This window comes from Arcticibacter sp. (assembly GCF_053551015.1).
This window is the reverse complement of record NZ_JBMQOB010000008.1, coordinates 184425-204147: the sequence shown is the minus strand read 5'-3', so window position 1 is coordinate 204147 and position 19723 is coordinate 184425. Positions and strand designations below refer to the sequence as shown.

The 19723-nt window shown below is 51.3% G+C and carries 16 protein-coding genes and 1 tRNA gene; 7 read left to right on the top strand and 10 right to left on the bottom strand.

Going from position 1 to position 19723, the window contains the following annotated elements:
* Positions 1-10: 10 nt before the first annotated feature.
* Genes ACO1NU_RS05250 through ACO1NU_RS05225 form a run of 6 tightly spaced genes read right to left on the bottom strand, consistent with a single transcriptional unit; the run spans position 11 to position 9735 of the window.
* Positions 11-1465, bottom strand: coding sequence for a phytoene desaturase family protein (locus ACO1NU_RS05250; protein ID WP_448817411.1), 1455 nt, complete (start codon positions 1463-1465; stop codon positions 11-13).
* A 52-nt stretch (positions 1466-1517) separates the two neighbouring features.
* Positions 1518-3071, bottom strand: a complete 1554-nt coding sequence (locus ACO1NU_RS05245) for a hypothetical protein (protein WP_448817410.1) — start codon at positions 3069-3071, stop codon at positions 1518-1520.
* A 19-nt stretch (positions 3072-3090) separates the two neighbouring features.
* Positions 3091-4437, bottom strand: coding sequence for a DoxX family protein (locus ACO1NU_RS05240; protein ID WP_448817409.1), 1347 nt, complete (start codon positions 4435-4437; stop codon positions 3091-3093).
* Between the two features lie 8 nt (positions 4438-4445).
* On the bottom strand, positions 4446-5315 hold the full coding sequence (locus ACO1NU_RS05235) for a cyanophycinase (RefSeq protein ID WP_448817408.1): 870 nt from the start codon (positions 5313-5315) through the stop codon (positions 4446-4448).
* A gap of 15 nt (positions 5316-5330) precedes the next feature.
* Positions 5331-6674 carry a RagB/SusD family nutrient uptake outer membrane protein gene (locus ACO1NU_RS05230; protein ID WP_448817407.1) on the bottom strand — a complete coding sequence of 448 codons (1344 nt, stop codon included), beginning with the start codon at positions 6672-6674 and terminating at the stop codon, positions 5331-5333.
* Positions 6675-6687: 13 nt separating this feature from the next.
* The gene (locus tag ACO1NU_RS05225) at positions 6688-9735 is read right to left on the bottom strand and encodes a SusC/RagA family TonB-linked outer membrane protein (protein WP_448817406.1); all 3048 of its coding nucleotides are present in this window, start codon (positions 9733-9735) and stop codon (positions 6688-6690) included.
* Between the two features lie 467 nt (positions 9736-10202).
* On the opposite strand from ACO1NU_RS05225, the gene ACO1NU_RS05220 reads away from it, so the two are divergent.
* The 4 genes from ACO1NU_RS05220 (at position 10203) to araA (ending at position 14902) form a co-directional block, all read left to right on the top strand.
* Entirely contained in the window at positions 10203-10910 is a 708-nt protein-coding gene (locus ACO1NU_RS05220; RefSeq protein ID WP_448817405.1) for an NUDIX hydrolase, read from the top strand.
* Positions 10911-10981: 71 nt separating this feature from the next.
* Entirely contained in the window at positions 10982-12670 is a 1689-nt protein-coding gene (locus ACO1NU_RS05215; RefSeq protein WP_448817404.1) for a ribulokinase, read from the top strand.
* 24 nt (positions 12671-12694) lie between these two features.
* Positions 12695-13396, top strand: coding sequence for an L-ribulose-5-phosphate 4-epimerase (locus tag ACO1NU_RS05210; protein ID WP_448817403.1), 702 nt, complete (start codon positions 12695-12697; stop codon positions 13394-13396).
* A gap of 15 nt (positions 13397-13411) precedes the next feature.
* On the top strand, positions 13412-14902 hold the full coding sequence (gene araA / locus ACO1NU_RS05205; protein ID WP_448817402.1) for an L-arabinose isomerase: 1491 nt from the start codon (positions 13412-13414) through the stop codon (positions 14900-14902).
* Positions 14903-15001: 99 nt separating this feature from the next.
* On the opposite strand, the gene ACO1NU_RS05200 is transcribed toward araA, so the two are convergent.
* The 4 genes from ACO1NU_RS05200 to surE are packed head-to-tail and all read right to left on the bottom strand — an operon-like array spanning position 15002 to position 17856.
* Positions 15002-15652, bottom strand: coding sequence for an HAD family hydrolase (locus tag ACO1NU_RS05200; RefSeq protein ID WP_448817401.1), 651 nt, complete (start codon positions 15650-15652; stop codon positions 15002-15004).
* Between the two features lie 57 nt (positions 15653-15709).
* Positions 15710-16816 carry a lipid-A-disaccharide synthase gene (lpxB, locus tag ACO1NU_RS05195; RefSeq protein WP_448817400.1) on the bottom strand — a complete coding sequence of 369 codons (1107 nt, stop codon included), beginning with the start codon at positions 16814-16816 and terminating at the stop codon, positions 15710-15712.
* A 10-nt stretch (positions 16817-16826) separates the two neighbouring features.
* Positions 16827-17087 carry a stationary phase survival protein SurE gene (locus ACO1NU_RS05190; protein ID WP_448817399.1) on the bottom strand — a complete coding sequence of 87 codons (261 nt, stop codon included), beginning with the start codon at positions 17085-17087 and terminating at the stop codon, positions 16827-16829.
* Positions 17080-17856: a 5'/3'-nucleotidase SurE gene (gene surE / locus ACO1NU_RS05185; RefSeq protein WP_448817398.1), complete on the bottom strand. Its 777-nt coding sequence runs from the start codon at positions 17854-17856 to the stop codon at positions 17080-17082. The genes ACO1NU_RS05190 and surE overlap by 8 nt, the downstream gene beginning before the upstream one ends.
* A gap of 270 nt (positions 17857-18126) precedes the next feature.
* Here surE and ACO1NU_RS05180 point away from each other — a divergent pair.
* The 3 genes from ACO1NU_RS05180 to ACO1NU_RS05170 all read left to right on the top strand — a co-directional run bounded on the left by ACO1NU_RS05180 (position 18127) and on the right by ACO1NU_RS05170 (position 19684).
* A tRNA-Lys gene (locus ACO1NU_RS05180) sits at positions 18127-18199 on the top strand.
* 121 nt (positions 18200-18320) lie between these two features.
* Positions 18321-18857 carry an aldo/keto reductase gene (locus ACO1NU_RS05175; protein WP_448817460.1) on the top strand — a complete coding sequence of 179 codons (537 nt, stop codon included), beginning with the start codon at positions 18321-18323 and terminating at the stop codon, positions 18855-18857.
* Positions 18858-18931: 74 nt separating this feature from the next.
* Positions 18932-19684 carry a helix-turn-helix domain-containing protein gene (locus tag ACO1NU_RS05170; RefSeq protein WP_448817397.1) on the top strand — a complete coding sequence of 251 codons (753 nt, stop codon included), beginning with the start codon at positions 18932-18934 and terminating at the stop codon, positions 19682-19684.
* Positions 19685-19723: the final 39 nt, after the last annotated feature.

Genomic DNA, 19723 nt, shown 5'->3' with positions numbered 1-19723 from the left:
ATTACGTTTTCTAAATTTTTGGAGCTTCGAGATTGAAGATATCGCTCAGTGCCTTTTTAGCGGCATGATAACCGCACATGCCATGCACCCCTCCTCCCGGAGGCGTTGATGAGGAACAGATATAGATCCCCTTGGCGGAGGTGGTATAAGGCGAGCGGCGGAGCACCGGGCGCGTGAACAGCTGTCGCACATCCTGAATGCCGCCGTTAATGTCCCCGCCGATATAATTCGGGTTATAGGCTTCCATTTCCCCGGCGTTCATGGTGTGCTTCGCCAGGATCCGCTCCCTGAATCCGGGAGCAAAACGCTCCACCTGGTTTTCAATAGCAGCGGTCATATCCGCGTTCGATCCGTGCGGCACATGGCAATAGGCCCAGGCAGTATGTTTGCCTTCGGGTGCCCTGGAAGGGTCGAAGAGACTTTGCTGTGCCATCAGGACGAAGGGCTTCTCGACGATCTTCCCGTCGCTGCTCTGTTTTTCGCCGGCAGCAATCTCCTCTATGGTATTCCCGATGTGGATGGTGCCTGCGCGGCGGCAGACTTCGGCCGTGAAAGGGATCGGTGCATCGAGTGCCCAGTCGACCTTGAAAATACCCATTCCGTATCGGTAGCGCTCCATCTGCCACTTGTAGATGGATGAGAACTTGTGGCCCGCAATCTTAAGAAGCTGGCGCGGGGTTACGTCGAAGAGCACTGCGCGGGCAGACGGAAGCTGGTCGAGCGACTCCACCTGGAAGTTCGCTTGGATTTCGCCGCCCAGGGACAGGTAGTAAGAACTCATCGCATTGGCGATCGACACGGAGCCGCCCAGCGGGATCGGCCATCCGCCGAGGTGACCGTTTGCCATCAGCACCAGGCCGATCGCTGAAGTGCTGAGATTCGTGAGCGGCTGTATGGCATGAGCGGCCATGCCGGCCCAGAGTCCCCTCGCCTCCTTTTGGGAGAACATCTTAGCGAGATTCCAGGCAGAGGGGATTGCCTTGATGCCGAAGCCTGCCATGGTAAAGGGCCGGGAGGGAAAATGCAGGGGGCCGAGTGCATCTTTGGCAATGAGCGGCCATGCTTCGCAGACGGAGTTCATGAGCCGCGTATACGCCGGGCCGTCCTTACCCAGCGTGGCAGCGGTTTTTTCGATGGACGTATAGAGCACCGCCGCATGTCCCTCGTCGAAAGGATGAGCCGCGGCCACCTCGGGCGTCACGAAGCGCAGTCCGTGTTCCGCCAGGGGGATCGACTTGAAGAAAGCTGAGCGGGCAGCCATGGGGTGCACCGCCGAGCAAACGTCGTGAAGAAATCCGGGCAGCGTCAGCTCTGCCGAGCGCATGCCTCCACCGATCTCCTTTTTGCCTTCAAGAAGCAAGACGGATAGTCCTGATTGTCTGAGCGTAATCGCTGCAGCCAAACCATTGGGACCAGCCCCTACTACTATTGCGTCGTAATCCCGTCTACTCCCCGATTGTGTCATAATGAATATTAAATGCGCGCTTCATGCCTGCTGCTAAATTAAGTGATTTGTACTAATATTTACCTGCTTCAAGTTTACCATCCGACAAAGCATATTTGCGGTCGATCCGGTTGAGCACCATGTGCAGGGAATTGTTGTTTTCGTCGGTGCCTTCCAGAATGACCCTCGAGCCATCGGATGTAGAATAGCGCAGAATCATCCGCTTGCGCTTCGGATCTCTTTCCTTTTCCGCCTGGATGCCGCGGGTACGTCTCGCGGTCAGGGCAATGGGTTCGATCTTCAGGTTCTCATCCCCGATATTCGCGAGTGCTTCTTTCGGGATCCATTGATCCTGTACTGCGGGCTTTGCCTTTTTGACTTTAGCGGGACCATCTTCGCGGGAGCGTGGTACATTCTTGTCCTGAAGGTAAAGCGTATGGTTCTTCGTATCTGCTTCATAGTAGAATACGCGTCGCCCTCCTCCCACTCCTGTCAGTTCGAAGGTCCGGTTGATATCCCGCATCGGAGATCCACCGCCGTTGGACAGGTCGAGCTTCACGGGTTTGTTGACCTTGTACGTCAGCGTAGACCACTTCTCGAAGCTTACTTCCTGCCAGCGCAGGGAGTCATTGGGAGATTCGGGGAGCAGCTGATCGTTGATCCGGAACTCAGCGACATGATAAAGTCCCCGGAGTTCCTTCACCCCGCTGATCGCCGGCTGCTTATAAGGATCGTACAGAAAGTTGAGGAGCTGCACGTAGAAGAGCAGTCCCAGAAAGATCGCAATCGTCAGCGTTTTCAGACCGATACGCAGGTACTTCTGCCAGGGAAGGCGGAAAGAAGGGTAATAGTTCGCCGGCACCGTGACGCGTTCCAGGATCAGCAAGTTGTAGAGTTTCGGGAGGTCATAGAGGATCAGGAAGGCGCCATACAGCACGAAGTAGGAACTATATACGTGCACGCCCCCATCATAGGCAAAGTTGACATACACGATATCGCCCAGGGCGCCAAACAGGAGCACTGCACCCAGCAAAGTGGTCTTTCTGAAGAACAGCATCAACCCCGCAGTGACTTCCACCACGCCTGCAAATACCTGATACAAGGGTACGATGCCGATGGACAGCCAGTAGATCTTTTGCAGGGTCAGATCTCCGAAATCGGTATTCAGCAGACCGATGGAGGGATAAGGCATCTGCACCGGAAGCAGCTTGGTAAAACCAAAACCGATGATGCCGATACCCGCCCGGTACCTGACGATCACTCTTAACCAATAATTCAGCTTAGTGTACTCTTTGCGTTCTTTATCAAAGAAATACCAGATAGCGGCACCTATAGCCGAGATCCCCAGGATGACGAGCCACTCCCCGTAACCGTAAAGGATGCGGGCAGATCCTTTCAGGAAAGAAGGCTGAAAACGGGCGATATCGTAGAGGTCGCGGTAATGGACACTGGTCCAGTCAATACCGAACAGGCCCTTGTACCAGTTGAGGGAGCCCGGGATGGACATGATGATGAAAAAGATAAACGCCACCCGGAAGAGGAAAAGCTGGTAAGGCTTCCAGGCTTTGGCGGTGCTCAGGACCGGCTTACTTAATTCCGGTGTTCTGATATCTGTATTTGTCTGCATCTTCTTATGAATTCAGATTTTATAATTCCAGTGCTTTGCCGCGGCCTTGTTTCGCTGCTTCCTCCAGAAGGTACTTCTTATCCTTCTTGTTCAGCACCACGTAGATCGACTCGCCCCGCTCATTCCTCCCCTGCAGGATGATCTGCCGGGAATTGGGACGTGTATAACGAAGTTCCAGACGCTCATCGGCATAATGCCTGTTCTTGTTCTCGAGATGGAGGATGCCGTGTTGAGTATCGACGCGATAATTGTAGTAGTGGCGACCAGCGGCTCCTGCAAGTTCGTACAGGCGGTCTTTATCCTGCACGCGGATCACTTCGATGTTGCTTGAGTCGAGTACCGCGGGACGGTTAGAGCGTACGCTTAGGGTGGCCCATTTTTCAAAGACAACGTCATTCCAACGGAGACTGTCGACTGCCGAATACGGAATGATCCGGTTATTGAGGCGAAACTCCGCCACCTCGTAGATGCCGCTGGCTTCAGGCAGTCCCGCCGTCTTAGGGTACTGATAAGGATCTTCCCGGAAGCCCCTGTAAGCAGCAAAGCCATAAACAAGGAGAAAAAGCAGGATAAAGGTCGACTTCAGTGCCAGACGGATACTCCGCTGATTGCCCTCGAAAACGGGGCGGTAAGTATCCGGTGCCGTAGCCTGCTCCAATCCGAACAGCGTGTACAGGCGGATGGCATCATGGGCCAGGAGAAACAGCGCGATGCTGATCAGATAAAGCGCATAGACATGCTCCCCGCCCTCATAAGCCAGGTTGGCCATAAAAACATTACCTGTGTACACCAGCACCAGGAAGGCGCTGATGGTCGCAGTTTTTCTGTACAGGAGCAGCAGCGCCGCCAGGATCTCCACCCATCCGAGGAAAGACTCATAACCGGGCACCACACCCAGTGTGAGGGAGAAGATCTTCCATGAACTCAGGTCGCCGTAGTGGGTATTCAGGTGGCTGAGTGAAGGAAGCGGCGACTGCATTGGGTATATCTTGATGAAGCCGTAGCCAATCAGTCCGAGTGCAAGCCGGTAGCGCAGGATCACCCGCAGCCAGTAATACAATCTGCGGTAATCCGAACGGTGGAGATCCTTTGCCGACCAAACGAGTGAACCCACAAGGGCAATCAGGGCCGGAACAAGCCAGTTCAGAAACGACTCTTCCGCGGTTAAAAAGTGCGGGCTATAGCGTGCGATATTGAACAGGTAGCCGTAAAAGGGATATCCTTCCTCCGGTTGAAGCAGATGCGCGTAAAATGCAGGGTCGAGCGGAAGCACCTGAAGGAGGAAGTAGATGAAAAAGAAGCGAAAGAGCGCTTTCTCATAGTTCTTCCAGGGAGGCAGGGTTCCGGTTGCGTATGGCGTCGTCATATCATTAATTATTTATTGCTGATCGGATTGGCAGACTTCGGTACTTCGGCGATCACTTTCCTGTTTTTGAGGTCGTATTTCTGGCCGCGGCTGAGAAAGACGAAGGGCCTGGCGTTATTCAGCTGACTGCTTTCGTACACGGCAGCGTATGAGGTGCCAAGCACCTCGAAGGTGTCCTTCTGCACGAAGATGGCCGTACTCTCGTCTATGCCGATCCCGAGCAGCTCTGGCTTGCTGCGAATGACTTCGATAAGGTCGAATTGGCGATTGCGCTTCAGGATATGCTGGTCGATGGCCACGTTGTGGATGAAGTCGAGCCCCTGCAGATGGTCGCCCACCAGGATCTCATTTCCTTTGGTATCCCCCCGCAGCAGGAAGGAGCCCTGGATGGTTGCACCGGCTGAGGTGCCGGCAATAACGCCGCCGCGGTTGAGCAGATTGTTGAGCTCCCGGTGCGTGCGCGTATTCAGGAGTGCATCGGCAATCTTCCACTGGCGTCCGCCTACGAACCAGATGCCTGTGGCCTTTTTGATGGGCGCGGCAAACTGCTCGGTGTCGGCAATCTTAGGGTCACGTGTGTGCAGCACCGAAACGGTACGCACACCCAGCGATTCAAGAATTTCCTTTTCTTTCGATACACCCCTGTTAATGGTCGAATCATCACCGGCCGTAGGAATGACGACGATGTTGGCCGATTCACCACCAGCAAGCTCAATGAACTTCGACCAGATTTCGGGACCGACCTTTCCGCCCCCTATGATGAGCAGGGAGCCCTTTTCGGGACCTACGGTTTTGACAATGGGAGCTTTCTGACTGAATCCCGTTTGAGCAGTCAGCAACAGCAGCATGGCGAGGCTTAGCGATTTTATTATTTTCATGATGAGAGAGATAAACTAGTAATCTTTGTTCTGGACGATGGCGGAATTGGCTACGATCTCCGCTGTTGGGATCGGAAAAAGGTACTTACTTGGATTGGTGATCCCGAGCACTTGAGCTACCTTCCCTGTTCTGACCAGGTCAAACCAGCGGTCAGCTTCGAAGGCAAACTCCAGTCGCCTTTCCTGAGAGATAGCATCCAGGATGGCGTTCTTGTCGGTCGTAATCAGTGCCTCCAGACCCGCTCGGTCGCGCACAGCATTCAGGTCATTCAGCGCAGCGCCCAGGTTATTCTGCTGTGCCCGGGCCTCTGCACGGATGAGGTACAGCTCGGCGGTGCGGATGATATAGGCGGGGTCTGTACCCGTTGGGGAGCGGTAGTAGAGTTTGCCATACCAGAGGTTGCCGGGAGCAGCTGTTTGACCGAGCAATTCCTTGCGCCCCCCACCTGTCCGCGGACTCGTCAGCAGCGCAACGAGCTGTGTGGTAGGCGACCATTCCCTCCTGCCCCCCAGGGCCGGCGGCAGCCACCAGTTGCTGTGATTATTTGTTGCAGAGATGGTGTACGAAAGCTCGAAGACCGATTCGGCGGTATTCAGGGCGTTGCTGGCGAAGAAGGCCGAATAGGGCTTCAGCAGAGAGAAGCTGCCCGAGTCGTTGATCACCTTTGTGGCGTAGGACTCCGCCTGCGCCCATTCAGCGCGGTAGAGGTGATAGCGGGAGCGCAGCGCCCAGACCGTCTTGCGCGTCGCTCTCTGGCGGTCGGTTTTTTCCTGCAGCAGCGTTTCAGCCGTCTCGAGATCCTTCAGCACCTGCGCATAGGTTTCGGCCAGGCTCGCTCTTGCGATGTTGGCGTTCTCAGAAGATTCGCGGGTAGGCGTCAGGACGATCGGCACGCCACCCCATCCCCTTGCCAGGTCGAAGTAAGCAAGCGCCCTGATAAAATGTGCCTGACCCAGGATAGTGTTCCGCTGCGTCTCGGTAAACAGCGGATCTACTACCTGGGGTACAGCTTGAATGATATAGTTGGCAGAGAGGATCGTTTTGTAAATGGCTGCCCATGCAGATCCCACATAGCCATTGTCGGCCGTAAGACGATGGAGGACCACCTCCTGAGGAGCAGATTGGGAACCCGACCACTGGATGTCGCCTCCGGAGAGGTACGACAGAGCAGGGAAATTAGAGCCGTAATAGTCGTTTGTACCCAGACGATTGTAAAGCCCGTTCAGGGCAGTAGCGGCCGATGAAGCATTGGTGATGGCCTTTGCCTCATCCACCTGAAGCTGCGGATCCACTTCCAGGAACTTCTCGCAGGAAGAGAGCAGAAGCAAAAGGGGGAATATATATGCTAAGCGTTTCATTGTTCTTGATCTTTTAGAGTGTGACATTTAAACCCAATTGCACCGTGCGTGGCACGGGAGGCGTACCCAGGTCGTATCCCTGAACCAGGGGATTGGAGGTGACGTTGATCTCTGGATCCGGACCGCTGTATTTGGTCCACAGTGCCAGGTTCGTTCCGGTGACATAGATGCGGACAGAAGATGCGTTCACTTTTCTGCTGAGGTGCTTAGGCAGCGTGTATCCCAGATTCACCGTACTGAGGCGCAGGAAAGAACCATCCTCCACAAAGCGGCTGCTCGGGCTGAGCGTATAGTTGGTTCCCTGCGTAGTCACACGCGGCACATCGGTGATATCGCCCGGCTTCTGCCATCTGTTCAGCTGGTTCTTGTTGATGGCACGGCGGTCATCACGCGTACCGCCCGATTCGAGGAAGAAGCGGTTGTTGTTATAGATTTTGTTTCCGTAAGAAAAGTTGAAGAAGACAGACAGATCGATTCCCTTGAAGGAAAACGAGTTATTCAGTCCCCCGAACAGCTTCGGAGAAGCATTGCCGACAACCTGCTTGTCGGCCACGGTGATCTGACCATCCCCATTCAGGTCCTCGTATACCGCGTCGCCCGTTTGCGGGTCGACATACAGCTGCTTGTAGACAAAGAAAGAATACAGCGGATAGCCCTCAATCATGCGGATAGTGTTGTATGAAGCATCGATGGGCGTCGGCAGTTTTTCAATTTTATTGATATTGCGTCCCAGGTTCAGGTTGCTTTGCCATCTGAAATGCTCAGCGGCGATATTGGTGCTGTTGATGCCGAGTTCAAAGCCTTTGTTGCTGATCTCACCGGTGTTCTTGGTGATGGAAGAGAATCCCGTGCTGGGAGCCAGCGGATCGTTCAACAGGAGATCTTCCGTGTACTTGGAATAGACGTTGAATTCAATTCCCAGGCGATCCTTGAACAGGCCGAGGTCCACGCCTAGGTTGGTTTGGCGAGTCGACTCCCAGCCCAGATCGGCATTGGCCAGCTGAATCGGGGCAGATCCCGGGTTGTCCAGATAGTTATACCCTCCCTGCCAAAGGCCAAGAGCCGCGTAGTTGTCGATGCCGTTCTGGTTTCCGGTAAGACCGATGCTGGCGCGGATCTTCAGATCGCTGACGGACTGTGAATTTCTGAGGAAAGATTCCTCTTTTATTCGCCACGAAAGCCCTGCTGAAGGGAAGTAGCCCCATTTCTTATCCGCTCCGAAGCGGGAAGAGCCGTCGGCCCGCAGACTCACTTCGAAGAAGTATTTGCCCGCGTAGTTATAGTCGACCCGGGAAAATAACGAAGACAGCTTATTTTCTGCCAGGTTGGACGAAGAAGTTGTTGTCGCCGCCGAAGCGATCTGCTTCAGATCATCAGAGGGGAAGTTCGTTCCCTGGGCGAAGGTCTGGCGTGCGGTATTCCCCTGCACCGAGTTTCCGAGCAGCACACCCAGGGTATGCTCCTTATGGAAGGAGGTGCGATAGGTCAGCGTCTGTTCGCTGCTCCAGATTAGGTTCTGGCTGATACTGGAGGTAGCAAGACCTTTGTTGGCACTGCCGCGGTTGGTGAGCGAATTCCAGTATTCAAACTCATCGTAATTGTTATAATCGAGGCTCCAGCTTGTGCGGAACTTCAGTCCCTTGATGATCTCCGCTTCGCCAAATACGTTACCGATGTAGCGGGTGCTGACGGAGCTCATGTCCGTATTGTTGATCAGCACGTCGAGGTTGTCGAAGCCCGCCCATTTTGCATACGTTCCATCCGTATTGAACTTCGGCAGATAAGTAGGCGTGTGGAGTGCCGCCTGCAGGATACCACCCTGGGGACCGTCTCCTACCCTTGCATTCGCACGGGATGAGCGGGCCAGCGTATTGCTCGTACCCACCTTCAGGAAAGAGTTGATGGTCTGATCGAGGTTGACCTTGAAGCTGGCACGACTGTAATCATTCGTTTTCAATGTGGCGTCCTGGGAAGCATATCCCCCGCCGATGTAGTAGCGGGTTTTGTCGTTACCGCCGGACACCGAAAGATCGTAGTTCTGGATCGCCCCGGTGCGAAAGATGTCGTTGAGCCGGTCGTAGGTCTGCTGCTGTTCAGGAAGCCCGCGTCCCCCTTCATCCACCGGGCGAAAAGGACGGGTAGCAGCAGGCTTCCCGTCGTTCAGCCAGGCTTCGTTGATAATGGTGGCGTGCTCGGGACCTGTCAGCAGATCCCAAAGTTTAGGTGCCCATGCTGCCCCTGCGTATGCGTTAAGGGCGATTTTGGGGCGGGAGTTGTAGGTGCCCCTTTTGGTCGTAATAAGCACTACTCCGTTTGCGGCCCTCGCCCCGTAGATGGCAGTCGCCTCAGCATCCTTCAGGATAGAAATCGATTCAATGTCGGCGGGGTTGATGTCCGCCAGCGGATTATTCGCTTGACCCTGAGTCGTAATCTTTTGCAGCGACTGGTTATTGATGAAGACGCCATCGATCACGTAGAGCGGGTCGCTGCTGGCGTTGATGGAAGTCGTTCCGCGGATGCGGAAGAAAAGCCCGTCGCCCGGCACCCCAGTGTTGGAGCCCACCTGTACCCCTGCAGCGCGGCCCTGGATCTGCTGATCGAAGCTGGCGGAGGGCTGGTTGGCAATCTCCGAGGTTTTGATGGTGGATACCGAGCCGATCATGGAGCGGCGGGTCTGCGTGCCGTAGCCTACCACAACCACCTCGTTAAGTGCCTTGATATCTTCCTTCAGGAGAACTTCAATGGGACTGCCCGTTGCAGTGACCTCCGTCTTTTGGTAGCCGATATAGCTGATGATCAGATTATAGGGAAACTTCTGTCCCGTGATGAACTGAAAGCGCCCTTTAGCATCTGTTTGTGCCGAGTGCGTAGTCCCCTTGATTTGTATGGATACACCTACGAGAGGGTCCTTCGTTTTATCGTCGAGTACGGTACCATGCAGGCTCGAGTTGATGAGTGGCCGGGGATCTTGCTGAGCCCGGAGCAGTACGGGAGTAAAAGGGACAAGTAAAAATGCGCATACAAAACTAAGCGCATAACGAGTCCGGGTATATAATTTCATACCTTTGGATGTTTTTATTAATGAGCAATTGATTGATAAGAACGGGATAGAGTCAGTGGCAATTGGCGTTACTTTCTGATTTTATCCGACAAGCCGGGAGAGCTACTCTTCCGGCTTTATTTATATCCCTACCGGCAACAACACATTCGCTTTACAACTGCATGAGGCATGTTCAATACTTTCGCTGTCTGATGAGACCGGTGCTTTTGCGTCTTCATTATTTTTCAGTCGTTTGTTTGTTGATTGTTTGAGTTTCTACAGACAAATATAGGGGAAAAATTAGAAGTACATAATTAATCTATAGAATTAGTAGGGTTTATGAAAAAACAGAAAATTCCTAATGATGTAACCAGGAAAGAAGCGTAGGAATAATTGTTAATTTGACATAACATACTTTATGCGGACAGAAAATCTCTTATCTTTCGCCGCTATTTAACCAATAAGATATTTATCGAACAAACCTATCCATGAACAGGTATTCCAAACAGACCCGTCTTCTGATCGCTATTGACTGTATTATATTCGGTTTCGACGGAGAAAACCTCAAATTGTTATTGATCCATAGAGCCTTTGAACCCGAGATGGGCAAATGGAGCGTCGTGGGCGGATTTCTACAGCCGGATGAGAGTCCCGAGAACGCCGCGGCGCGGATCCTGAAACAGCTCACGGGACTGGAGGGTGTGTACATGGAGCAGCTGGAAGCCTTCGGGAACCCGAAGCGCGACCCGATAGAACGCGTGATCAGTATCACCTATTTCGCGCTGATCGACATTAAGAAATATACCGAACAGTTAAGCGAAGAATACAGGCCGGAATGGTTCCTGCTGAAAGAGCGGCCGGAGCTGATCTTCGACCATAATGAGATGGTAGAAGCCGCGCTGAAAAAGCTGCGATACAAGGCCGCGCTGCACCCTGTTCTTTTTGAGCTGCTTCCCGATAAGTTCACATTACCACAGCTACAGTCCTTATACACCGCCGTTTACGATACCGAATTCGACAAGCGGAACTTCAGCAGAAAGGTCTTATCGGCCGACCTCCTGATCAAACAACAGGAGAAAGACAAAGAAGGATCGAAGAAAGGAGCCTTTTACTATATGCTCGATAAATCGCAGTATAAAGACAAACTACAGACCTTCGTAAACTTCGTACCAACACCCGATAATTTTCTTTTATAAAAAGCGTACATATTGACAAGTAATTTCTATTTTTGACATCATTAAGTGTTAATTAGACACGAATACCAATTATGTCTTCAGAAAAATTTGTTATTGGAGTAGATTACGGGACGGACTCGGTACGCTCAGTAATCGTAAACGCAAACAGTGGTGAGGAATTAGCTGCCTCTGTATTTTATTATCCTCAATGGAAAAAAGGTGCATTCTGCGATCCTGAGAAGAATCAGTTCCGTCAGCATCCTGAAGATTACGTTGCAGGACTGGAAAGCACCATCAAGGAATGCCTGGCGAAGGTAGGTCCCGAAGTGGCTGCGCAGGTGAAAGCCATCTCGGTAGACACGACAGGATCCACTCCCGTTGCTGTAAACAAAGAAGGAACTCCACTGGCCCTGTTACCAGAATTCAAGGACAACCCGAATGCGATGTTCGTGCTCTGGAAAGATCATACAGCGGTAAAAGAAGCTGCGGAGATCAATGAGCATGCAACTAAGTTTGAGACCAACTACCTGAAATACGTAGGCGGGATCTACTCCTCGGAGTGGTTCTGGTCGAAGCTGCTGCGCATTCTGCGTGCCGATGAGGCGGTCCGTCAGGCTTGCTATACCTGGGTAGAGCATTGCGACTGGATTCCATTCGTACTGACAGGCGGAAACAACGTAGACGAGATCAAACGCAGCGTTTGTTCAGCAGGACATAAATCCCTGTGGAATGAAGAATTCGGTGGATTCCCGCCGGAAGAGTTCTTTGTTTCTCTCGATCCCCTATTGAAAGGATTCCCGTCCAGATTAGCCAGCAAAACCTATACATCAGCAGAACAAGCAGGAACGATCAGTGCTGAATGGTCAGAGCGTTTAGGTCTGAGCAATGATGTGGTGATCGGTATTGGTGCATTTGATGCGCATATGGGAGCTGTAGGCGGACAAATTGAGCCTTACTACCTGAGCAAGGTAATGGGAACATCCACCTGCGATATGCTGGTTGCACCAGCCGATGAAGTAGAAGGCATCCTGGTCAACGGAATCTGCGGACAGGTGAACGGATCTATTATTCCAGGCATGATCGGTATGGAAGCCGGACAATCAGCTTTCGGAGACGCCTACGCCTGGTTTAAGAACGTGCTGATGGGTCCATTCAAGCAATTGGTGGGCGACTCTAAGGTGATCGATGCAGAAACTGCAGCACGCCTTTTAGAAGAAGTAGAAGGACGTATTATCCCTGAACTTAGCAAGCAGGCTGCCTTATTGCCTATTGAAGAGTTTGGTGAGTATGCGATTGAGTGGTTAAACGGAAGACGTACACCAGATGCGAATCAAGCATTAAAAGGCGCTTTCCTTGGTCTTGACCTGGGAAGTGATGCTGTGAAGATGTTCCGTTCACTGGTAGAATCAACCTGTTTCGGTGCCAAGAAGATTGTTGACCGTTTCAATGAGCAGGGCGTTCCTGTAAAAGGACTAATCGGTCTAGGCGGAGTAGCAAAGAAATCACCTTTCATCATGCAGATGATGGCCGATGTGATGAATATGCCGATCCGCATCCATAAATCAGAGCAGACCTGTGCGATCGGTGCAGCCATGTTTGCCGCTACGGCAGCAGGTATCTATCCACGAGTGGAAGATGCAATGGCGGCAATGGGACAAGGCTTCGACGCTGAGTACCATCCGAACCCGGAGCGAGTAGCCATTTACGCGAAGCGTTATGCGCACTACTCAGAAGCCGGACACGCCATTGAAGGCTTATTAACCGAAGAAGTACACGCTTAATGCTGTTTATACACAGATATCAAGATGAGTAAATACGATCAAATCAAACAAACTGCATATGAAACCAATATGCAGTTACCCAAACTGGGACTGGTACTCTTTACCTTCGGGAATGTGAGTGCTGCAGACCGTTCGGAAGGCGTCTTCGCGATCAAACCAAGCGGAGTACCATACGAAGATCTGAGTCCTGAGAAGATGGTTATTGTGGACTTCGACGGCAAGACCGTTGAGGGAAGCCTTCGCCCCTCTTCAGATACCCTGACCCACGCTGTATTATACAAGCACTGGGAAGAGATCGGCGGTATCGTACATACCCACTCCACCTATGCAACAGCATGGGCGCAGAGCCAGCGTGATATTCCCATCTTCGGAACAACGCACGCTGACCATATCACGGTAGACGTACCTTGTGCGCCGCCAATGGAAGACGCAATGATCGAGGGAGATTACGAATACCAGACCGGATTCCAGATCATGAACTGCTTCCTGGAGAAAGGCTTAAGCTACAAAGAAGTAGAGATGATCCTGGTGGGTAACCACGCACCTTTTACCTGGGGTAAGACAGCAGAAAAAGCCGTTTACAACAGTGCGGTACTGGAAACAGTAGCCAAGATGGCGCTGCTGACGGAGCAAATCAGTCCCGTTGCACCCCGCCTGAAGGACTCGCTGATCAAGAAGCATTTCGAGCGCAAACACGGACCACATTCATACTACGGACAACAATAATATCCCTATAAAAATATGTTAGATTTAAAGAAATTCGAAGTCTGGTTTGTAACCGGCAGTCAGCATCTTTACGGAGAAGAGACCCTGAAGCAAGTAGCGGCACACTCCGAAGAGATTGCCAAATCACTGAATGCAGCATCACAGATCCCTGTGCAGGTTGTATTCAAACCAACAGTAAAGAGCACTGAAGAGATCTACCAGATCTGTCAGCAGGCCAACGTAGCAGAGAACTGTATCGGTATCATCACCTGGATGCACACCTTCTCCCCTGCCAAGATGTGGATCAACGGATTAAAGATCCTTCGCAAGCCGTTATTGCACCTGCACACCCAGTTCAACCGCGATATTCCATGGAGCACCATCGATATGGACTTCATGAACCTGAACCAGAGTGCGCATGGAGACCGTGAGTTCGGTTTCATCGTATCTCGCCTCCGCATAGAGCGTAAAGTGGTTGTAGGTCACTGGAAAGACGAAGAAGTATTGGAGCAGATCAATGCATGGACCCGTGCAGCTGCAGGCTGGAACGACTGGCAGGGAGCAAAGTTCGCGCGTTTTGGCGACAACATGCGTTTCGTGGCAGTAACAGACGGTGATAAAGTAGAGGCAGAACTGAAGTTCGGTTTCTCTGTAAACACTTACGGAATCGGCGACTTAGTAGCTGTGATCAACCAGGTAAGCGATGGAGAGATCGATAAACTGACTGCAGAATATGCAGAACGTTATGCAGTAGTAGAAGCTTTGAGAAAAGGCGGCGCACAGCATGCATCATTGCGTGAAGCAGCGAAGATCGAGATCGGTATGCGTCACTTCCTTGTAGACGGAGGATTCAAAGGATTCTCTGATACATTTGAAGACCTGCACGGCATGAAACAATTGCCAGGTATCGCAGCACAGCGTCTGATGGCTGACGGATATGGATTCGCAGGAGAAGGCGACTGGAAGACAGCAGCTTTAGTACGTGCGATGAAGGTAATGGGTAGCGGACTGAAAGGCGGAAACGCATTCATGGAAGACTATACTTACCACTTCGACCCATCTAACCTATTGGTATTGGGTTCACACATGCTGGAGATCTGCGAGTCTATCGCTGATGGCAAACCATCTTGTGAGATCCACCCATTAGGAATCGGCGGTAAAGAAGATCCAGTTCGTTTGGTATTCAACGTAGCAGCAGGACCGGCTTTGAACGCATCCATCATCGATATGGGTAACCGTTTCCGTATGCTGGTGAACGAAGTAGAAGCAGTAGCTCCAGAGCACGACCTGCCGAACCTTCCTGTAGCACGTGTACTGTGGAAGCCATACCCGGATATGAAGACCGGCCTAGCAGCATGGATCCTGGCGGGTGGTGCACACCACACCGGCTACAGCCAGAACTTAACATCTGAGCACATGCAGGATTTCGCTGAAATGGCGGATATCGAGTTCGTGAAGATCGGTAAGGAAACAAACCTGTACCAGTTCAAGAATGAGCTCCGCTGGAGCGAGGTTGCTTATAAGTAAGATCGTTTTTTATATGGTAAAAGGCCCTGGAGTGTAATGCTTCAGGGCCTTTTTGTTTGTTGGATATTTTTTCAGGCAAGCCTGGGTTCTTTTTTTAGATCAGATCAGCTCTAGTATATAAGGGTCGTTATAATCTTCGATGAACTTGAGGATATTGGGCAGGCCTTCAAACTCATGCTCTTCGTGCATGGTGGTGAGGACAACGGCTTTCATTCCTCCGTTTAGCGCAGCTTCCACACCTTTGGGATTATCTTCGAAGACGATGCAGTCTTCAGGTTTGACGTTGAGCAGCTCAGCCGCTTTTACAAACGTTTCAGGATCTGGTTTGCTCAGGACCACATCATCAGCGCTGACGGTTACCGGGAAATAGTGGCGGAGGTTCAGGTTATCCAGTACAAAGTCGATATTGAAAGGGATGGCGGCAGAACCGATGGCCATTTTGATTCCTTTCTGATGAGCCTTTTCCAGGAACCTGTCGAGACCGTCGATCAGCTTCAGATGCGGTTTGAAAGCCGCCTGGTAGCGTCTCTCCTTTTCTTTTGATAGTTCATCCATGCGTTCCTGGGTGAAGTGGTCTTTGCCGAACACCCGTTCCAGCAGTTCAGAGTTCTTGCCATACATCTGGAGCTTGGTTTCTTCCATGGAGATGTCTTTGCCCAGGTCCTCAGTGAGGATGCTGTGCCAGGCACGGTTGTGGAAGTCCATATCATCGATCATCGTACCGTTAAGGTCGAACAAAAATGCTTTCATAATTTCTTGTTTTGTTGTGCGGAGCTCTATTGAAGCTGCGCGCTGTATCCGGAGCGCTTATTGAAGCTCCTTAAAAATGAGTTCGGCAGTCCGTTTAGACGCGCCGGGCTCTCCCATCTTCTCAGACAATTCCTGATAATTTTTCAGCATGTTGCTGCGGTAGGCATCGTCGTGCAGGAGGGCATTTAATTCTTCCGTGATCTTCGCGGGGTTGCAGTCCTCCTGGATCAGTTCCTTTACCACCAGCTTATCCATGATGAGGTTCACCAGAGAGATAAAGCGGATTTTGATGACCAGTCGCGCTATGGCGATTGAGATCTTATTGCCTTTGTAGACCACGATCTCCGGAACATGAAACAAAGCCGTCTCCAGCGTCGCCGTACCGGACGTGACGATAGCCGCTTCGGCATTTCTCAGCAAGTCGTATGTCTGTCCGAATACCACCTTCAGCTTTTGATTGGGCATCAGTGCATCGTAGTAGTCCTGCGTAAACGTAGGAGCACCCGCGATGACGAACTGGTATCCCGGAAAGTTCCTGACCACGCTCAGCATATCCGTTAAGATAGAAGAAACCTCCTGACGGCGGCTCCCGGGAAGCAGGGCGATGATCTTTTGGTCTGTGAGTCCGTTCTGTGTGCGGAAGTTTTCGTTCGGTGTACTGGCCGCAATTTCATCCAGGAGCGGATTACCGACGTAATCGACCTCCATACCCCAGGAACGGAAGAATTCCACTTCGAAGGGCAGGATGCAATAGAGATGATCCACCACCTTTTTGATCTTCAGGACGCGCTTCTGATTCCAGGCCCAGACCTTGGGTGAGATATAGTAAAACACCTTGATGCCGTTCTTCTTGGCAAACTCCGCGATCTTCAGGTTGAAGCCAGGGAAATCGATCAGGACAAGCGCATCCGGTCTGTCTTGGAGCAGATCCTGCTTTACCATTTTGATGTTGCGCAGGACAGTCCGCAGATTCATCACCACTTCCACAAAACCCATAAAGGCCATTTCGCTGTAGTGTTTGACAATATGGCCACCTTCAGCCAGCATCAGATCACCACCCAGGAAACGAAAGTTCGCCTGAGGGTCAGTCTGTTTGATCGCTTTCATCAGATTAGCTCCGTGCAAGTCGCCCGAGGCCTCCCCCGAAATAAGATAGTAGTTCATTTGAGTGCTGTTATTGGCGAACCTTGTACATGAAGAACACAAAGGCACAGATAAATGTTGAGGCTACAATGCCGCGTGCTGTATTTTCGCTGTTCTTACGGAAAAAGTAGCGCACCAGAAAGAGATTGATTGCCACGCAGCCGATGTAGAGCAGGTCGTCCTTTTCCAGAATGCGGACATTCTTTTTCAGGATCTCTACAATGAAATAGGCAATACCGGGGAACACGAGTCCCAGTACAGTACCCAGCCAGATATTATCTTTCTTAAGCATCCAGGTTCCAGTTATTCAGCAGCGGGATGGCGTGGTGAGCGGTAAAGTCGAACTGCACGGGCACGATGGACGCATAGTCATTGTTCAAAGCCCAAACGTCGGTATCCTCTCCCCTGTCGTTCAGCTGGAATACGCCTGTCAGCCAATAGTAATTGCGGTTATGCGGGTCTTTACGCTCGTCGAACTCTTCTGCCCACTTGGCGTTGGCTTGACGGCATACTTTAAGTCCCTTGATGTTCTCTACTCTTGGGAAGTTCACGTTCAATAGCGTGCCTAAAGGAAGGCCGTGTTCGAGGACCTGCTGTGCCACTATCTTGATAAAGGGAACGCATTTGGAGAAGTCAGCATCGTAGGAGAAGTCGTCGTACGAGAAACCTACCGAAGGAATGCTTTCGATGGCGCCTTCCATGGCTGCTGACATGGTTCCTGAATAGATAACGTTAATGGAGTGGTTTAGCCCGTGGTTGATACCAGAAACGCAAAGGTCTGGTTTCTTACCCTGGAAGACTTTGTTTACTGCGAGCTTTACGCAGTCTACGGGAGTTCCGGAGCATTTATACATCTCCACATCCGGATAGATGTGTACGCGGTCTAAACGAAGTGGTTTTGCTATGGTAATGGCGTGTCCCGTTGCCGACTGAGGGCTATCAGGTGCTACGACCACTACCCTGCCGAGGCCTTTCATGGCATCGATGAGAACTTTAATGCCTGGGGCGTCGATGCCGTCGTCGTTAACCACCAATATGGTTGGAGTTGGTTTCTTTGTCATCCTTGCGAAATTACGAAAAGGGATAGAATTTAAAGAGCGGATGTGGGGATGTTACGGCATGATGATGTTTCCTGACGGCTTTGAGGGGATATTGGCGCTTGTTGGAGTTCGTGTTGGCGTGATTTTTTGGGACTGATTTTGAAGAGCTTATACTAAAGGGAGGAAAAAAGAGTTGTAAATAGTTGCACTGAAAGGCTTGTAGGCGTATCTTTGCGTCACTTTAACGGAAACGAGGTAAGCAGAAATGCTGAAACGAAGAAGAAAAAGTAAGATTCCGTAGCTCAGCTGGTAGAGCATTACACTTTTAATGTAGTGGTCCTGGGTTCGAATCCCAGCGGGATCACAAAAAGGCGCGAGAGATTGCGCCTTTTTGCGTTTTGGGGGCTAGGTTTTGGATCAAGCCAAAACTTAGGATCAATGCGGATCAAGCGGAATTCTTGGGGGGAGATGATCATTAAGCATAAATCTTAGCAAGTCGGAAGAGGAAGAATGAGGTATCTCTGGAAATTACAGCAGACCAGCTTCGTAAAGCTAACAGCACTTATCCCATAAGGGCGCTGGAAATCGGGTATTCGCTCGCTGAGCGCGGGATAGAAAGCGAACTGCTGCCTGCAGCAAAGGAATTAGGCATTAGCATCGTGGCCTTCGCTGGTACTGCTGAAGGCTTGTTGACCGGAGAGTTGAATGCTCCGCTTGCAGAAAACGATTACCGTAATCATTTCTCCCGTTTCAAGGGTGAAAACTTGATTCATAACCTGAAAAAAGTCGAGGTATTAAAGCAGTTAGCAAAGGATAAAGGCTATTCGCCACCACAGGTTGCGATCGCCTGGGTAAACGCACAAGGCGAAAACGTGATGCCGCTGGTAAGCATGAGCCGCAGGTCGCGCTTACCGGAAAATATCACAGCGATGGATATTGTTTTTACGCCGGAAGAAATGAGCACCTTAAACACTACTTTTGCACCCGGCGCCATACTTGGTGGCACTTACTTGCAACGCTAAATGGAAAGTCCAGCAGAAATCCTCCCCGGCGTCATTTTCTACTCCTACCTCTCTTCCGAACGAAAAGAGAAAGTATGTTTTTGGAACCACCCTACCTTAATACTACAGGTTCAGGGCAGTTGGTCTTACAGACCTCTGGACAGAACATTTCGATGACCGGAGGAGAAATGCTGCTGATTGGCAAAAACCAGGTGGGTACGCTCACTAAAACACCCTTTCCCGAAGCAAATTACGAAACCATTGTCATATCCCTCCAGGAAGACTTGCTGCGCAGAATCGCGCTGGAAGAAAAACTTGAAGCAGACCGGAGATATGTTGGTCCGCCAAACATCCTGATTCCCTCAAACGAATTCTTGCAGGGGTATTTTCAATCTATTGTTCCATACGCACGACGCTCTGGAGCGGCCATGACAGACGAAATGGGCATCCTAAAAGTTAAAGAAGGCATTAAACTATTACTGCTTGCCTTGCCCGGACTTCGCAACTTTTTATTTGACTTTTCGCAGCCTCATAAGATCGACCTGGAAAAGTTCATGCTCAGTAATTTTCATTTCAATGTCCCTATCGAAAAATTTGCACAGTTGACCGGGCGCAGCCTGGCGGGTTTCAAACGTGACTTCCAGAAAACTTTCGGCTCACCGCCCCGGCAGTGGCTGCAGGACATGCGGCTGAACGCAGCAAAACAACTTATCGAAATGAAGCATCAAAAACCCTCAGCCATCTACCTTGAGCTGGGCTTTGAGAGCCTGTCGCACTTCTCGTATTCTTTCAAGAAAAAGTTCGGCATGGCGCCTACTGAACTATATTATGATCGTTCTCCAAAGTGATTGTTGGGGAATGTGTGTTGTCCGAAGGGGCCTGGTGTA

Bases quoted from the DNA above. Each gene is read 5' to 3' on its own strand.
- ACO1NU_RS05250 (WP_448817411.1), bottom strand. From the start codon at position 1,465: ATGACACAATCGGGGAGTAGACGGGATTACGACGCAATAGTAGTAGGG.
- ACO1NU_RS05245 (WP_448817410.1), bottom strand. From the start codon at position 3,071: ATGCAGACAAATACAGATATCAGAACACCGGAATTAAGTAAGCCGGTC.
- ACO1NU_RS05240 (WP_448817409.1), bottom strand. From the start codon at position 4,437: ATGACGACGCCATACGCAACCGGAACCCTGCCTCCCTGGAAGAACTAT.
- ACO1NU_RS05235 (WP_448817408.1), bottom strand. From the start codon at position 5,315: ATGAAAATAATAAAATCGCTAAGCCTCGCCATGCTGCTGTTGCTGACT.
- ACO1NU_RS05230 (WP_448817407.1), bottom strand. From the start codon at position 6,674: ATGAAACGCTTAGCATATATATTCCCCCTTTTGCTTCTGCTCTCTTCC.
- ACO1NU_RS05225 (WP_448817406.1), bottom strand. From the start codon at position 9,735: ATGAAATTATATACCCGGACTCGTTATGCGCTTAGTTTTGTATGCGCA.
- ACO1NU_RS05220 (WP_448817405.1), top strand. From the start codon at position 10,203: ATGAACAGGTATTCCAAACAGACCCGTCTTCTGATCGCTATTGACTGT.
- ACO1NU_RS05215 (WP_448817404.1), top strand. From the start codon at position 10,982: ATGTCTTCAGAAAAATTTGTTATTGGAGTAGATTACGGGACGGACTCG.
- ACO1NU_RS05210 (WP_448817403.1), top strand. From the start codon at position 12,695: ATGAGTAAATACGATCAAATCAAACAAACTGCATATGAAACCAATATG.
- araA (WP_448817402.1), top strand. From the start codon at position 13,412: ATGTTAGATTTAAAGAAATTCGAAGTCTGGTTTGTAACCGGCAGTCAG.
- ACO1NU_RS05200 (WP_448817401.1), bottom strand. From the start codon at position 15,652: ATGAAAGCATTTTTGTTCGACCTTAACGGTACGATGATCGATGATATG.
- lpxB (WP_448817400.1), bottom strand. From the start codon at position 16,816: ATGAACTACTATCTTATTTCGGGGGAGGCCTCGGGCGACTTGCACGGA.
- ACO1NU_RS05190 (WP_448817399.1), bottom strand. From the start codon at position 17,087: ATGCTTAAGAAAGATAATATCTGGCTGGGTACTGTACTGGGACTCGTG.
- surE (WP_448817398.1), bottom strand. From the start codon at position 17,856: ATGACAAAGAAACCAACTCCAACCATATTGGTGGTTAACGACGACGGC.
- ACO1NU_RS05170 (WP_448817397.1), top strand. From the start codon at position 18,932: ATGTTTTTGGAACCACCCTACCTTAATACTACAGGTTCAGGGCAGTTG.